The following is a 16162-nucleotide window of genomic DNA, read 5'->3' as shown; positions in this document are numbered from 1 at the left end:
TATATAAATTAAAAAGGAAATAATAAAATGGCTAAGGGGCAATCTTTACAAGACCCATTTTTGAACGCATTGCGTCGCGAGCGCGTTCCTGTATCAATTTACTTGGTTAACGGCATTAAACTCCAAGGACAGGTAGAGTCGTTTGATCAATTTGTCATTCTGTTGAAAAATACAGTGAGCCAAATGGTTTATAAACACGCTATTTCTACTGTCGTGCCGGCACGCCCATTCAACGTTACTGGTCACCAAAATGCCCAAGGCGGATATGGTGCTCAAGATGATGCGCCTAGTGGCGAATAAGTATTATCTGAGGAGTTTGCTTCTTGTTTGATCGTTATGAGGCGGGAGAAACTGCGGTTCTTGTCCATATCGACTTTTCCGATGAGGAACGCCGAGAAGATTTAGTCGAGCTGCAGCTATTAGTAGAATCAGCTGGGGCAAGATCAGTCGGGGTGATTACTGGAAGTCGACGTTCACCGGATCGCAAATTTTTTGTGGGTTCTGGTAAAGCCGAAGAGTTAGCTGCATTAGTGGCGGCGACTGAAGCCAATGTGGTGATTTTTAATCATGCATTGAGTCCAGCCCAAGAGCGTAATCTTGAGCAAGTGTGTCAGTGTCGTGTGCTCGACCGTACGACACTTATTCTCGATATTTTTGCCCAAAGAGCGCGAACTCACGAAGGTAAGTTACAGGTGGAGCTAGCGCAATTGCGCCATATGTCGACTCGCCTGATCCGTGGTTGGACGCATCTTGAAAGGCAAAAGGGCGGTATTGGTTTACGTGGTCCAGGGGAAACCCAGCTCGAAACCGATAGACGTTTGCTCAGAGGACGAATTAAAAATATCAACAAACGCTTAGAGCGAGTTGATAAGCAACGTGAACAGAGTCGACGTGCACGTAAGCGTAGTGATTTGTCGACAGTTTCATTAGTCGGCTACACAAACGCGGGTAAATCAACGCTGTTTAATGCCCTAACATCATCTGATGTTTATGCTGCAGATCAGCTATTTGCCACACTCGATCCTACGCTAAGAAAGTTAGATTTACCTGATGGTGCCGTGATATTAGCGGATACTGTCGGGTTTATTCGTCATTTGCCCCATGATCTCGTTGCTGCATTTAAGGCAACCTTACAAGAGACAAGGCAAGCTGAGTTATTACTACACATAGTTGATTGTGCAGATGAAAACATGGCGGATAATTTTGATCAGGTTCAATCTGTACTGAAAGACATCCAAGCCGATGAAGTCATGCAACTCGTGGTCTGTAACAAAATCGATTTACTCGAAGATGTGACGCCAAGAATTGAATATAACGACATAGGCAAACCCGTTCGAGTTTGGGTTTCAGCACAGAAGCGTTTAGGATTTGATTTGCTATTGAAAGCCATCACTGAGCTTATTGGTGAGGTGATTAAAGAGCTAACACTTAGAATTCCGGCAACTGCTGGACATTATCTTGGCCAGTTTTATCGACTGGATGCGATACAGCAGAAAGAGTACGACGATCTGGGGAACTGTATTTTGTCTGTTCGTTTATCGGACGCCGATTGGCGCCGATTAACAAAACAGAGTCAGGGTGAGTTAGAAACCTTCATCTTCGAAGATTCGATAGATGAAGCTGTTTGTTAATAATCTAATTTATTTCATCCACTTATGGAGTGCTAAATGGCTTGGAACGAGCCCGGTAACAAGGGTAATGATCCTTGGGGAAATAAAGGTGGTAACGACAAAGGACCACCGGACCTTGACGAGGTTTTTCGTAATCTTTCAAAGCGCTTTGGCGGCAAAGGAAATGGCTCAGGCCAGTCTTTTAGTTCGTTTAGCCTAATCATCATTCTTGCTGTTGCTGTAGTTGTTTGGGGACTTTCGGGTTTTTATACAATTAAAGAAGCTGAGCGTGGTGTGGCACTGCGATTTGGTAAACACGCTGGCGAAATTGGCCCTGGACTTCATTGGAAAGCCACATTTATCGACCAAATTTATCCCGTCGACATTCAATCGGTTCGCTCTATTCCTGCGTCTGGTAGCATGCTGACATCCGATGAAAACGTCGTGAAAGTTGAGCTTGATGTTCAGTATCGTATTTTAGATGCTTACTCATATCTATTTAGTGCCGTCGATGCGAACGCCAGTTTGCGTGAAGCGACTGACAGTGCACTGCGTTATGTCATTGGACATAACAAGATGGATGATATTCTGACTACGGGCCGTGATGCTATTCGTCGCGATACGTGGAAAGAGTTAGAGCGCATTCTTGAACCGTACAAATTGGGTCTTGCTGTTGTTGACGTAAACTTCTTACCGGCACGTCCGCCAGAAGAAGTGAAAGACGCCTTCGATGATGCGATTTCTGCCCAAGAAGATGAACAACGTTTTATTCGTGAAGCTGAAGCTTATGCCCGTGAAATTGAACCAAAAGCTCGTGGTGAAGTTGAACGTATGGCACAACAAGCGAATGCTTACAAAGAGCGTGAAGTCTTAGAAGCTCGCGGTAAAGTGGCTCGTTTTGAGTTGTTATTACCAGAGTATCAAGCTGCGCCTGAAGTGACTCGTAAGCGTTTGTATCTTGATACAATGCAGCAAGTGATGACAGATACGAATAAAGTGCTGATTGATGCTAAGAACAACGGCAACTTAATGTACCTACCGCTAGATAAGTTAATTCAGCAGAAGCCTGCGACAAATGAGCTGGAAGCTAAGCCACAGCAAAATGTTAATTCTTCATCTGTATCAACGACTCGCGCGAATGAGCCTTTGAGTGGACGTCCATCCCGCGATGATCGTACTCGCCAAGGGAGGGAGTAATCCATGGGTAGATTAAGCGTTATTCTTATCGCCGTGCTCTTAGGTATTGGTTTGTCATCTTTAATGGTGGTGAATGAAGGCGAGCGCGCTATTGTGGCGCGTTTCGGTGAAATTTTAAAAGACGACGTTGACGGTAAGCAAGTCACCCGCGTCTACGGCCCAGGCCTGCACATGAAAGTGCCTGTGATCGATAAAGTAAAATTACTCGATGCCCGTATTCAAACACTTGATGGTGCAGCTGATCGTTTTGTAACTTCAGAGAAGAAAGACCTTATGGTCGATTCCTATGTGAAGTGGCGCATTATGGATTTCGAAAAATATTACCTGTCTACAAACGGTGGTATTAAGTCGAATGCAGAATCGCTATTACAACGTAAGATCAACAACGATTTACGCACAGAGTTTGGTCGTCGCACTATTAGAGAGATTGTTTCTGGTAAGCGTGATGAACTGCAAAATGATGCGTTATCCAATGCCTCAGAAAGTGCAAAAGACTTAGGTATTGAAGTTGTTGATGTGCGTGTAAAGCAAATCAATCTACCGGCTAACGTCAGTAACAGTATTTACCAGCGTATGCGTGCAGAGCGTCAAGCTGTGGCAAAAGAGCATAGAGCGCAAGGTAAAGAACAGTCTGAAATTATTCGTGCAACGATAGATGCCAATGTGACGGTGAAGATTGCCGAAGCTGAACGTAAAGCCTTAACCATTCGAGGTGAAGGAGATGCGTTAGCAGCGAAGATATATTCTGATGCTTACAACAAAGATGCTGAGTTCTTCGGTTTTGTTCGTAGCTTAGAGGCTTATCGAGCCAGCTTCTCAGGCAAGTCCGATATTATGGTGTTAGAGCCTGATAGCGAATTCTTCAAGTATATGAAGAGCACTGCACCTAAGAAGTAATGCATTAAAAGTATTGATTTAATAGGTCCTGTTACTCAGGGCCTATTTTTTTATCTGGCGATTGTTAACTTAGTTTGAAAAGTCTGGGCTAATTTATATTAGCGATGCATGCTTTATGCCGATGTCACAGACAAGAAGCTTAAAATATGATCCAAATGAATTAAAATGGGTTAATAGTTGGGTCTTTTTTAGGCTTTTTTTAAAAAACACGCAATCTCCCTAACTTACTTGCGTGTTTTCACTATGATCTGCTTCTAATTTTTAGCTATAATGAGCCCCGCTTCAAACTTCGATTTTTGACCCTAGTGATGACTAAGGGCTGAAAGTCTTTGAAATATAAAAATTCCAACACCCTCTGGGAGATAAGTGGATGAGCAATGCGCCAGTCGATACCGGACGTCGCAGATTCCTGACAGCCGCAACCGCCGTAGTAGGTGGTGCTGGTGCCGTCGCTGTAGCGGTTCCTTTCATCAAGTCATGGAATCCGAGTGCCAAAGCGAAAGCTGCAGGTGCACCGGTCGAAGTAAATATCAGTAAAGTAGAGCCAGGTCAGCTGATCCGTGTTGAGTGGCGTGGAAAACCTGTATGGGTTGTCCGTCGCACAGATGCTGTGATCAATGAACTGCCAACACATGATGATAAGTTAAGAGATCCTGCTTCTGCTGAGATGCAGCAGCCTGATTATGCAACAAATCCTTTGCGCTCAATTAAGCCAGAGTATTTTATTGCTGTCGGTATTTGTACCCACCTCGGATGTTCACCTACTTATTTGCCAGATTCATTTGGTGAGCAAGTTGAAGGTGTCACTTCTGGTTTCTTCTGTCCATGTCATGGCTCTAAGTTCGATATGGCTGGTCGCGTTTTCCAAGGCGTACCTGCTCCATTGAACCTAGTTATCCCTCCACATCAATACGTTGATGATGGCACCGTGATTATCGGTGTAGATAAAGGAGTGGCGTAATGGTTAAGAATTTAATTAATTGGATTGATGCGCGTATCCCAATGACGGCGACTTATAACCGTCACGTGGGCCAATACGCTACGCCAACTAACTTTAACTTTTGGTATTTTTTCGGTTCGCTAGCGATGTTGGTATTGGTTAACCAATTACTGACAGGTATCTGGTTGACGATGAACTATGTACCAACAGCAGAAGGCGCATTTGCCTCTGTTGAATACATAATGCGTGATGTTGAATACGGTTGGTTGCTGCGTTATATGCACTCAACGGGTGCATCAGCCTTCTTCGTTGTGATCTATCTGCACATGTTCCGTGGTTTAATTTACGGTTCATATCAGAAGCCTAGAGAACTACTGTGGCTGTTCGGTATGTTAATTTTCCTCGTGTTGATGGCCGAAGCCTTTATGGGTTATTTGCTGCCATGGGGTCAAATGTCATATTGGGGCGCGCAGGTAATTATCTCTCTGTTCGGTGCGATTCCAGTTATTGGTGACGACTTAACCCTGTGGATCCGTGGTGACTACGTGATCTCTGGCGCAACGCTGAACCGTTTCTTTGCGCTGCACGTTATTGCTCTGCCGCTAGTATTAGTCGTACTCGTGTTTTTACACTTAATTGCGTTGCATGAAGTGGGTTCTAACAACCCTGACGGTATCGAAATTAAGAAGAACAAAGACGAAAATGGCTGGCCAGTTGACGGTATTCCATTCCACCCATATTACACTGTAAAAGACATCATGGGTGTCGCGGGCTTCCTGATAGTGTTCTGCTATGTGTTGTTCTTTATTCCTGAAGGCGGTGGTTACTTCCTTGAAAAGCCAAACTTTGAAGCGGCTAACTCGATGAAGACTCCTGAACACATTGCACCCGTTTGGTACTTCACTCCTTTTTACGCCATTTTACGTGCTGTGCCTGATAAATTGGGTGGCGTGATAATGATGGGTCTATCGATTGCAGTACTGTTCGTATTGCCTTGGTTAGATCGCTGTAAAGTGAAGTCAGTTCGCTACCGTAGTACGCTACATAAGCTGAACATTGCTCAATTTGCTATATCTTTCATAGTATTGGGTTATTTAGGGGTAGTGCCTGCCACGCCGACACTGACGATAGTTGCACAGGTGTTTACTTTCACTTACTTTGGTTTCTTTGTGGCGCTGTGGGTATACAGCAAGAATGAAAAAACTAAACCTGTTCCAGCGAGGTTGACACACTAATGAAAAAATTATTGATTGCATTAGTTACCTTGTTGCCGACGTTGGCTATGGCCGCGAGCGGACATAAAATTCATTTAGAAGATGCCAATGTTGATCTGCATGATAAAGCTTCTTTAGAGCGTGGTGTGGACCTGTTCCAACATTACTGTTCTGGTTGCCACAGCACTCAGTATCAACGTTATGAACGTGTAGCGACCGATATCGGTATCTCTGCGGATGATATGCGTAATAAGTATATGTTCACCGATGCTAAAATTGGTGAGTTGATGCAAAACGCTATTCCACCTAAAGATGCTGCTAAATGGTTTGGTGCTACACCGCCAGACTTAACTTTAGTTGCTCGCGTGCGTGGTGAAGATTGGGTTTATTCCTATCTGAAAGGCTTCTATAAAGATCCAAGTCGCCCATTTGGTGTGAATAACACAGTATTCCCATCTGTTGGTATGCCACATGTACTCGAAGAGTTACAAGGCACACCAGTTAAACAAGAAGATGGCACTATTGTGGTGACTGGCGGTAAATTGAGTGCGGAAGAATACGACCAAGCAGTACGTGATATCACTGGCTTCTTAGTTTATTCGGCTGAACCTGTTAAGCTAGAGCGTCAAGCTATGGGCTGGTGGGTACTCGGATTCCTATTTATATTCTTTATTGTGGCCTACCTCTTGAAGAAAGAGTATTGGAAAGATGTACACTAGGCACCAATAACGGGTAAAATGTAATATCCGCATAGTGTAAACGGGGGGCTTTGCCCCTCGTTTACTTTTGTTTTATTTCGATTCTGGAGGGTATCAATGGCTGTTGCTGCCAACAAACGCTCTATCATGACACTGTTTTCAGGTGCTGATGATCTGTATAGCCATCAAGTACGTATCGTGTTAGCTGAGAAAGGGGTTACTGTTGATGTTTTACAGGTCGACCCTAACGAAATGCCTGAGGATTTGCTCGAAGTAAATCCATATAACTCAGTGCCAACTTTGGTAGACCGTGAACTCGTTTTATACGAATCACGCATTATCATGGAATATTTGGATGAGCGTTTTCCTCATCCGCCTTTGATGCCAGTTTATCCAGTGTCTCGCGGCCAAAGCCGTTTGATGATGCATCGCATCGATACTGACTGGTATTCGCTCGTTGACCGTATCCGTAAAGGTGATCGTGTTGAAGCGGCTCGTAAAGAGTTGACTGAAAGCCTGATCGCAATTGCGCCTATCTTCGGTGAAGTGCCTTACTTCATGAGCGAAGAATTTGGTCTAGCGGATTGCTACCTTGGCCCATTGTTGTGGCGCTTACCTGTATTAGGTATTGAGCTAGATAGCCGTGTAGCTAAAGATATCAAAGCGTATATGACACGTATTTTTGAGCGTGAATCGTTTAAAGCTTCTTTAACTGAAGCCGAACGCGAAATGCGCATGGGTATGTAATGAAACCTTTGACTCCAAATCGTCCTTATTTACTAAGGGCTTACTATGATTGGTTGATGGACAACCAATTGACTCCTCACGTTGTGGTTGATGCCTTTGTTGAAGGCACTCAAGTACCGCAGCAATACGTGAAGGATGGCCAGATAGTGTTGAATATTGCTGCTGGCGCAGTGGGCAATTTGCAAATTAGCAATGAGTGTGTGGAGTTCAATGCGCGTTTTGGTGGTGTTCCTCAGCAGGTGATGTTGCCAATGGCGTCGATTGTCGCTATTTATGCCCGTGAAAACGGTGCTGGCACTGTCTTCGATATCGAAGATGCTTATCTGATGGACGATGAAGTCGATTCATCTTTATCTGTTGTTGAAACAACAGATAAAGCGTTTGAACCGACAGATGAGCCCCCTAAACGTCGCAGTCATTTAACTGTGGTTAAATAACTGTGGTGAAATGCCCAAGTCGTTTAAAAACTAAGCCAGTCTAATGACTGGCTTTTTTGTCGCTGTATTTTAATCCCCACAATTGGTTAAACCTTAAGTACAAGGTGTGATAGCATTTGCGCCCGCATTCATCCGTTAGATATGCGTTACCTTTACCCATTTAGACCAATGGATCTTGTATGTTGCTAATGATCGATAATTACGACTCTTTCACCTTTAACTTAGTGCAGTATTTTCAGCAGCTAGGGCAAGAGATAGTGGTTAAGCGTAATGACGAAATTAGCCTAGCCGACATAGAAGCACTTGCGCCGACTCATCTGGTGATTTCGCCCGGCCCTTGCACTCCCAATGAGGCGGGAATTTCCCTTGCGGCGATTGAGCATTTTGCTGCGCGCATGCCAATCTTAGGTGTCTGTTTAGGGCATCAGGCGATGGCGCAGGTTTTTGGTGCCAATGTGGTGCGTGCCGAACGGGTGATGCACGGCAAGGTCAGTGCCATTACGCACACTGGACAGCGGTTATTTAAGGGATTAAATCAGCCTTTAACCGTGACACGTTATCACTCGTTACTGGTTGATGCTGTGCCTGAAGGTTTTGTACTCGATGCTTGGTTTGACGATGCAATTCACGGCCGAGAAATCATGGCCATGAGCCATCAAGACTTACCGCTTTATGGAGTGCAATTTCATCCCGAATCAATTCTCACCGAGCAAGGTCTCGAACTGTTAGCCAATTTTTTAGCGCAACCGGCTGTGCCCGTATAATTTCCTCGCCTTAAAAACTCTCCACACTATCAATTTCTGTTACAAGATTTATCCTTCTTTTAAGCAAGTTTAGCGATTAACTATGCTATAACTGCCGCAAAACTACGCGAATAGGCGAAACCAGCAGATAAGTAGACTGGGTCATTTAGTCATTGCGATAACAATAAAAGGAAGGATAAATGAGAAGCGTAATGCGAAATTTGGGTTTTAGTGCGTTAGCGGTTGCCGTATTGGCAGGGTGCGCAGCGACATCGACTGAAACTGCAACTCCCGTAATAGCTCCGCCAGCATTCCAAGTTCCCTTAGCCCAACCGCCACAAGTTTCACAGGCGCTTACGCTTAATCAAATTATGGCAAATCCTGATTGGATGGGGATCTTTGCCAAAGAGGCTTACTGGAGCGACGATAGCCAAAGCGTGCTATTTGCCCGCCAAGCGAGTGCTTCACCTCTGCGTAGCTATTATCAGCAAGGCATCAATGACAGTCGCGCCGTCGAGCTAGCGCTCGATAAGTTACATGCAGCAGATCAGCAGTTTGGCGTGTTCGATCGCATTAAGTCCCACAAGGCTTACCTATATCAAGGCAACATTTTTGTTAAGCAATTAAGCACGGGTAAGATCAGCCAATTGACTCGCCAGCGCACCGCCATCGATGGTGTGCGTTATCTCAATAATGGCGATATTGCCTATTGGCAGGGCGACAATGTTTTCCAAATTCATCAAGATTCAGGCTTAGTCGAGCAACTTGCTGAAATTAAAATGGCGAAAGCACCAGAAGCGGTAAAAGAGCCGACGTCTTATATTGCAAAACAACAGCACAGATTGATTCAGTATGTAGCGCTGCAGCAAGAAAATGCTAAAGCTAAAGCGCAGTACCAAGATGAATTACAAAAAAACGATCCAACGCTCGCCGCCAGCACTTGGTATTTAGGTGATAGCGAAGTGGTGTCAGAGCTGAGTTTATCACCCGATGGCCGCTATATTTTAGTCGCGCTTACAGATAAAAATTACACAGGTAGCAGCGAACACGACATCATGCCTAATTACTTAGGTAGCGAAGGTTATATCGACCCTGTGCCAGTGCGTGCGCGCGTGGCTGAAGATACGCCACCAGGGCAACGTTTTGCTGTGCTTGATTTAAACCAACATAAAAAAGTCGATATCACAATCGAGGGCCTTACTGGTTTTGATGAAGATGTGCTAGCCAAAGTGAAAGCTGAAAATGCTAAAGCGAAAGGCGAAACTTATCAAAGTACTAAATCGCCACGTAAAATTCAGTTGATGCAGGATTGGGGCTGGACTCAGAGTGCGATTCAATGGCATGAGTCGGAAAATAAATTAGCCCTGATGCTAGAAGCAACTGATAACAAAGATCGCTGGATCGCCAGTGTCGATCTTGCTAAGGGTAAATTCATTACCGAACATCGTTTGCATGATGATGCATGGGTGAATTACGACTACAACCAATTCGGTTGGTTACTGGATACGGATACCTTGTATTACTTGTCAGAAGAGTCCGGTTATTCGCAGCTTTATATTAAAGCTCAAGGCGAAAAGCCGCGTGCGTTAACCCAAGGCAAGTTTGTGGTGAGTGATATTACGCTGTCACCAGATGCCAATTACATCTATTACAAAGCGAACCAGAGTCACCCCGGCATTTATAACGTTCACCGCGTGAATCTTGCCACAGGTAAAAATGAGCAACTAACCCAGTGGGATGGCAACTTAGATTACAGCTTAAGCCCCGATGGCACTCAGCTATTACTCAATGCTTCACGCCGTACTCAGCCAAATGAGCTTTATGTTCAACCCATTGGCGGCGAGTTAAAGCAGCTGACGTCTTATACCAGTGATGCCTTCAAAAATTACCCATGGCAAGCGCCAGAAGTGGTAGCAGTACCTTCAAATCATGGTGCTGGCAATGTGTACGCTCGAGTTTATCTGCCGCAAGGCTATGATAAGTCCCGCGCTGAGAAATATCCTGCGGTGATTTTCAATCACGGCGCAGGTTATCTGCAGAATGCCGATTATGGTTTTAGCGGTTATTTTCGCGAGTTTATGTTCCACAACCTGCTGACTCAACAAGGTTATGTTGTGATGGACATGGATTACCGTGGCTCTAAAGGTTACGGCCGAGATTGGCGCACCGCTATTTATCGCAATATGGGTCATCCAGAAGTGGAAGACTTAAAGGATGGCGTTACGTGGATGGCGACTCATACCCATGTCGATACTAAGCGTGTCGGGACTTATGGTGGCTCTTACGGTGGGTTCTTAACCTTCATGTCTTTGCTTACCGCGCCAGACTTGTTCCAAGCTGGAGCGGCATTGCGTCCTGTGGCGGACTGGGCACATTATAATGCGCCTTATACCTCTAATATCTTAAATACGCCTGATGTCGATCCTATCGCCTATGAGCGCAGCTCTCCTATTGAGCATGCCCAAGGATTAACGAAACCACTGCTTATCATGAGTGGCGTAATGGACGACAACGTTTTCTTCCAAGACAGTGTGCGTATGGTACAGCGCCTCATTGAACTGGAAAAACCAACCTTTGAAATGGCGATTTATCCTGTTGAGCCCCATGGTTTCCGTCAACCTTCTAGCTGGTTAGATGAATACCGCCGCATCTATAAGTTATTTGAACAAGAACTCAAATAATTCAGTTCGATTTCTTTTAAAGGTCTCCTAGTCGAGGCCTTTTTATTGGGTAACTGACTAGGAAATATCCGATATAACTCTTTGTTTGCGTTCTGCGACTTTGCATTATTGCTAAGATTAAGTGTATGTGCTGAAATTGTAATGATTTTGAGAGTTTGATTGTGTTGACGTCACTCGGGCATTAGCGATATAGGAAAGATTTATAGTGGCGATTTCGGTTGCGGGCGGTGTAAGACCCGGCAAAATTATAGAGATAGAGCATAGACTCTATCAACAATTGATCCTCGGAAAGCAAAAAGCGAGCCCGACTCTTTTGGATGAACTCGACCTTGAATTAGAGGCCGATGCAAATAAGTTAGATGTTGAACGCGAAGCGATTTTGGTGCGTTTGATGAAACAAATTAAAGCTAAAGAAGTGTTTGAAGCCGTATCGAGCCAGTTGCATGAAACTGTCATTAACGCCATCGAGCATCAACTCGCGTCCCCTGAATCTGTTCTGGCTAAGTCAGATATCAATGAGTCGCAAATCCTCTTGCTGGAATTATTGCTGGCAAAAAATCTCGATGCAACGCGATTAAGACCACTGATCAGTAACTTAAGTTGGTTGTGCCGCGACTTAACCAACATGGTCAACAGCCCATCTTTTCGCGCTCGCCGGTCTCAGAGCTCAGATGTGCGGGTCACTGATATCAAATTAGTGATGAATTACATCGGTATCGAAAACCTTCGCACCATTATCCCTTACTTTTGTTTGCGAAATTGGCTTCCTAGTGGCAATGCTAAGTTGTTATGGACTACCCGTAAATTATGGCGCTACAGCATAGTCAGTGGCATAGCTGCAAATGCTTTAGCTCAGCTTCATAATACTGACTCAGCCTTGGTTTATAGTAGTGCCTTACTTAATCAGTTAGGCACATCCGTTGTATTGAGTTTAAGTGCCCGTTTATTTGATCAAACATGGGGATCTTGGATAAGAGAAGCCAGTAGCAGCCGTGATAAGGAAGTGTATGATGCGGTGATTGCCACTGAGTTTCCTGCTAAGGCCGTGTTTGAACAAGTGTTAAGCCATGGTCTTAAACTTAATTGGCAATTATTAGAGTTACTTAAGTTTGAAGCGAGTCCCTTAACTCGGTTGTTAAAGGAGTTAGATCAAACCTTAAGTTATCGAGAATTGTCGCCTCAGTCGGCATTAGTCGCACGGGCAAACTGTTATGCTAAAGTGGTATTGCTCGAAGAAATGCGTCAAATCGATCCCCAAGAAAAGCACTTAATGTTTGATTATTATGAGTTAACTGAGCAAGAAGTACTGCGCTTAAAAGCACAAAACTATAGGAAGTTAGATCTGCTGTAATCCACGGTCTGCTACGTAGCGCCATGATTGCGGCGTTTAAGTAGAGGAAGGGATATGCCAAGCTGGCAAGCATCTGTACTAAATACCATTTTATCCTATGTCGCTAGGCCATCCATCAGTCGTGGACAGGCCAAAATGCCCTTAGCGCAAGTGCGTGAAAAGTTGCTTGAGCTTGATAGACGTTGGCTCCCTTGGCCGGATAAGTTAGTCAGCGCTACCATCCCCTTACAACACTCAAACTTGTTACATTATGTGCTTCTCAACGAACCTCCTCACCTTGGAAGTCTGTTTTATATCCGTGGCGGAGGCTTCTGTTTTAAAACGCCCCATGCCCATGCAAGACTGGTCGCAGATATCTGCCAGCGTTGTCAATTAGATGCTTATATTCCTGATTATCGTCTCGCACCTGAGCATCCTTTCCCTGCGCCATTTGATGATGTGCTTGAAGCCTATAGGCGGTTAATTGAGCTGAAAGGCACGGAGAATTTGATCCTCATGGGTGACTCGGCGGGCGGCAATTTAGCACTGAGTTTGTTGCTGGAATTAAAGCGTTTAGGCCTGCCTTTACCGACCGCCTGTATCTTACTATCGCCCGCGTTAGACTTAGCTCTTACGGGGGATACTGAGTTGATACTCGCAGCCGACGATCCCTTCTTCACCATAGAGGCATTGCTGCGCTTACGTGGCGCTTATCTTGCGGGGGCCGATCCTATGTCGGCAAAAGTTTCCCCCTTACAGGGGAACTTGGCAGACCTGCCGCCTATCTTAGTGATTGCGGGTACGCGGGAGTTATTATTACAGGATTCTGAACGTTTAGTCGCCCAAATAAAAGCCTGTGGTGGTGAGATAACGGGCTGCTTTTACCCTAACATGCCCCATGTGTTTCCTCTGTTCAATTTATTACCCGAAGCCCTTGAAGTGAGGTCGAAAATTGGCCATTTTGTGCTTTCACACTTGATTCGTTAAAATGGTGTAGTTATTCACATTCAGTGAATAGCTAGCAAAATGAGGGGTAAATAACTTTTTTTCTGACTAATTATGCTGTAAGCCACGGGCTTAACCGCTTGTATAGTTCTTAAACTGCAATCTTTATGCACTTTGGGTGGAAGTGCGTGGATTGATGTTTGTGAAAAACTGGTATTTTGATCACATTTTCGCTAATAATGGTTATTAATAGACACAAGCAATCCCAGTATCACTAACTCTAGATAAAGATACCTATGGGACTCTGACGGTGCAAGGCGCCGTTAAACAAACACAAAGGACGAAGAAGAATGAGCGTTGATATGAAGTTGGACCGTGCCCAGTTTGACGCAGTGATGGTGCCTAATTATGCGCCTGCTGCTGTGATCCCTGTTCGTGGCGAAGGAAGCCGAGTTTGGGACCAAGAGGGTAACGAGTTTATCGATTTTGCTGGCGGTATTGCGGTAAATTGCTTAGGTCACTGTCATCCAGCCCTTGTGAATGCCCTTAAGACACAAGGTGAAAAATTATGGCATCTGTCAAACGTAATGACGAATGAGCCAGCCTTGGCATTAGCGACTAAATTAGTTAATAGCACGTTTGCCGACAAAGTGTATTTTGCCAACTCTGGCGCCGAAGCCAACGAAGCCGCATTAAAACTTGCCCGTCGTTATGCCTTAGAAAAACATGGCGTTGAGAAAGATGAAATCATAGCGTTCGATAAAGCTTTCCACGGCCGTACATTCTTCACCGTCAGTGTCGGTGGACAAGCTGCCTATTCCGATGGTTTTGGTCCTAAGCCGCAGAGCATTACTCACCTGCCATTTAACGATGTTGCCGCCTTAGAAGCCGCAGTGACGGACAAGACTTGCGCCATCATGCTTGAGCCGCTGCAAGGCGAGGGCGGTATTATCGATGCCGATCCTGCATTCCTAAAAGCCGTGCGTGAATTGGCTAATAAGCACAATGCACTAGTGATTTTTGATGAAGTCCAAACGGGTGTGGGCCGTACTGGTGAACTGTACGCTTACATGGGTACTGAAATCGTGCCTGACATCTTAACCACAGCTAAAGCGCTCGGCGGTGGTTTTCCTATCGCAGCTATGCTGACAACGGCTGAGATTGCCGAGCATTTAAAAGTGGGCACTCACGGTTCTACCTACGGTGGTAACCCATTAGCCTGCGCTATCGGTAATGCTGTGTTAGATGTAGTGAACACACCTGAAGTGTTAGATGGCGTAAAACATCGCGAGCAGTTATTGCGTGATGGTTTGAACAAAATCAATGAAAAATATCATGTTTTTTCAGAAGTACGCGGTAAAGGTTTACTCTTAGGGGCCGTTCTTAATGAACAATACCAAGGTCGTTCACGCGACTTTTTGGTGGCCTCTGTCGCTGAAGGCTTAATGAGCCTGATGGCGGGTGCTAACGTGGTGCGTTTTGCTCCTTCTCTGGTGATCCCTGAGGCAGATATTGCTGAAGGTCTAGCTCGTTTTGAACGTGCTGTGGCGAGCATAGCTGCCGCCTAAATGACCAAAGGAGTGCTGAATTTATTCGCACTCCTTTTTTGTCAGGGAATACTTACCTGCATCACTGCCTGTCTTTTTAAAGAGAGGTGCCTTGATGCACGGTAAGCTAAAGTGAGGAGACACTAAGATGTTAATCATACGTCCTATTCAGGCTGGTGATTTTGAGGCCTTATATCAAATTGCCGAAGAGTCTGGTCATGGTTTTACGTCATTACCTGTGAATGCGGATTTACTCAGGCATAAGATTGCTCGGGCCGAAGCCTCATTCGTCAAAGCCGTAGAGACTCCCTTCGATGAAGGTTATCTGATGGTGCTGGAAGATACCGACAGCCGTGAAGTGGTGGGAACGTGCGCCATCGAAGCGGCGGTGGGAATGGAAGATGCGTTCTACCATTATCGACTCGGTACCGAAGTCTATCATTCTGAGCAAATTGACGTGCGTAACGAGGTCGAAACCCTCACCCTTTGCCATGACTACACGGGGGCTGCTGAGATGTGCACGCTGTTTTTGCGTGAAGCGTATCGCAAGGGCAACAATGGCCGTATGTTATCCCGCAGTCGCTTTCTGTTTTTAGCGCAACATGCGAAGCGTTTTGGCGAAACTGTGATTGCCGAAATGCGCGGTGTAAGCGACGCCGAGGGGCATTCACCTTTCTATGGTTGGTTGCAAAAACACTTTTTGGGCATAGATTTTATTCAGGCGGATTATCTTTCTGGCTTAGGTAAAAAGGCATTTATGGCCGAAATGATGCCACGAAATCCTGTCTACGTTTGTCTGTTGCCGGAAGAAGCGCAGAAAGTGATTGGCGAAGTGCATACCAATACCCGTCCCGCATTAAGTCTACTGCAGGCCGAAGGCTTTCGATGCCGCGGTTACGTGGATATTTTCGATGGTGGTCCAACGGTTGAGTGTCGTTTATCGGACATTCGCGGCGTGCGTGAAAGCCGTTTATTGACCGTCGATATTGGTGACATGGTCGAAGCCGACACTCAATTTATTATCTCAAATACCCAATTAGCCAATTATCGAGCGACGTCTGCTGCACTGGCCGTGGACGACAAATCCGAACATATCATCATTAGCCCTGAGCTGGCCGCGGGTTTGTTACTCGCAAAAGGCGATCAAATCCGTATTTTGGCAATGTAGGAATAACC

At 45.2% G+C, this 16162-nt stretch carries 15 protein-coding genes; all 15 read left to right on the top strand.

Annotated elements, in window-relative coordinates; translation table 11 throughout:
* Positions 1–27 precede the first annotated feature (27 nt).
* The 15 genes from hfq (at position 28) to astA (ending at position 16154) form a co-directional block, all read left to right on the top strand.
* Positions 28–300, top strand: coding sequence for an RNA chaperone Hfq (hfq, locus tag GWI56_RS01665; RefSeq protein WP_006084207.1), 273 nt, complete (start codon positions 28–30; stop codon positions 298–300).
* Positions 301–323: 23 nt separating this feature from the next.
* Positions 324–1631 carry a ribosome rescue GTPase HflX gene (gene hflX, locus GWI56_RS01660; RefSeq protein ID WP_028761769.1) on the top strand — a complete coding sequence of 436 codons (1308 nt, stop codon included), beginning with the start codon at positions 324–326 and terminating at the stop codon, positions 1629–1631.
* Positions 1632–1667: 36 nt separating this feature from the next.
* Entirely contained in the window at positions 1668–2807 is a 1140-nt protein-coding gene (hflK, locus tag GWI56_RS01655) for an FtsH protease activity modulator HflK (protein ID WP_028761770.1), read from the top strand.
* 3 nt (positions 2808–2810) lie between these two features.
* The gene (gene hflC, locus GWI56_RS01650) at positions 2811–3704 is read left to right on the top strand and encodes a protease modulator HflC (protein ID WP_113939145.1); all 894 of its coding nucleotides are present in this window, start codon (positions 2811–2813) and stop codon (positions 3702–3704) included.
* A 370-nt stretch (positions 3705–4074) separates the two neighbouring features.
* Positions 4075–4665, top strand: a complete 591-nt coding sequence (gene petA, locus GWI56_RS01645) for a ubiquinol-cytochrome c reductase iron-sulfur subunit (RefSeq protein WP_006080059.1) — start codon at positions 4075–4077, stop codon at positions 4663–4665.
* A complete protein-coding gene (locus GWI56_RS01640; protein WP_105250274.1) occupies positions 4665–5879 on the top strand; it encodes a cytochrome bc complex cytochrome b subunit in 1215 nt (404 codons plus the stop codon). Before petA ends, GWI56_RS01640 begins: the two co-directional genes overlap by 1 nt.
* On the top strand, positions 5879–6577 hold the full coding sequence (locus GWI56_RS01635) for a cytochrome c1 (RefSeq protein ID WP_198571952.1): 699 nt from the start codon (positions 5879–5881) through the stop codon (positions 6575–6577). Before GWI56_RS01640 ends, GWI56_RS01635 begins: the two co-directional genes overlap by 1 nt.
* 96 nt (positions 6578–6673) lie before the next feature.
* Positions 6674–7303 (top strand): stringent starvation protein SspA, encoded by a 630-nt coding sequence (gene sspA, locus GWI56_RS01630; protein ID WP_006080065.1) that lies wholly within the window; start codon positions 6674–6676, stop codon positions 7301–7303.
* On the top strand, positions 7303–7740 hold the full coding sequence (locus tag GWI56_RS01625; RefSeq protein ID WP_105250272.1) for a ClpXP protease specificity-enhancing factor: 438 nt from the start codon (positions 7303–7305) through the stop codon (positions 7738–7740). The genes sspA and GWI56_RS01625 overlap by 1 nt, the downstream gene beginning before the upstream one ends.
* Before the next feature lie 179 nt (positions 7741–7919).
* The gene (locus GWI56_RS01620; RefSeq protein WP_198571951.1) at positions 7920–8504 is read left to right on the top strand and encodes an aminodeoxychorismate/anthranilate synthase component II; all 585 of its coding nucleotides are present in this window, start codon (positions 7920–7922) and stop codon (positions 8502–8504) included.
* Between the two features lie 179 nt (positions 8505–8683).
* Complete coding sequence (locus tag GWI56_RS01615) at positions 8684–11164, top strand: prolyl oligopeptidase family serine peptidase (RefSeq protein ID WP_198571950.1); 2481 nt, start codon at positions 8684–8686, stop codon at positions 11162–11164.
* Positions 11165–11369: 205 nt separating this feature from the next.
* Positions 11370–12515, top strand: coding sequence for an HDOD domain-containing protein (locus tag GWI56_RS01610; RefSeq protein ID WP_198571949.1), 1146 nt, complete (start codon positions 11370–11372; stop codon positions 12513–12515).
* Between the two features lie 54 nt (positions 12516–12569).
* The gene (locus GWI56_RS01605; RefSeq protein ID WP_198571948.1) at positions 12570–13481 is read left to right on the top strand and encodes an alpha/beta hydrolase; all 912 of its coding nucleotides are present in this window, start codon (positions 12570–12572) and stop codon (positions 13479–13481) included.
* Positions 13482–13789: 308 nt separating this feature from the next.
* Positions 13790–15007, top strand: coding sequence for an aspartate aminotransferase family protein (locus tag GWI56_RS01600; RefSeq protein WP_105250267.1), 1218 nt, complete (start codon positions 13790–13792; stop codon positions 15005–15007).
* A gap of 127 nt (positions 15008–15134) precedes the next feature.
* Positions 15135–16154: an arginine N-succinyltransferase gene (gene astA, locus GWI56_RS01595; protein ID WP_198571947.1), complete on the top strand. Its 1020-nt coding sequence runs from the start codon at positions 15135–15137 to the stop codon at positions 16152–16154.
* The last annotated feature ends 8 nt before the right edge of the window (positions 16155–16162 follow it).

Source organism: Shewanella sp. DW31, assembly GCF_015767295.1.
Taxonomy (GTDB): Bacteria; Pseudomonadota; Gammaproteobacteria; order Enterobacterales; family Shewanellaceae; genus Shewanella; species Shewanella oncorhynchi.
This window is presented reverse-complemented; position numbering and strand designations above follow the sequence as displayed.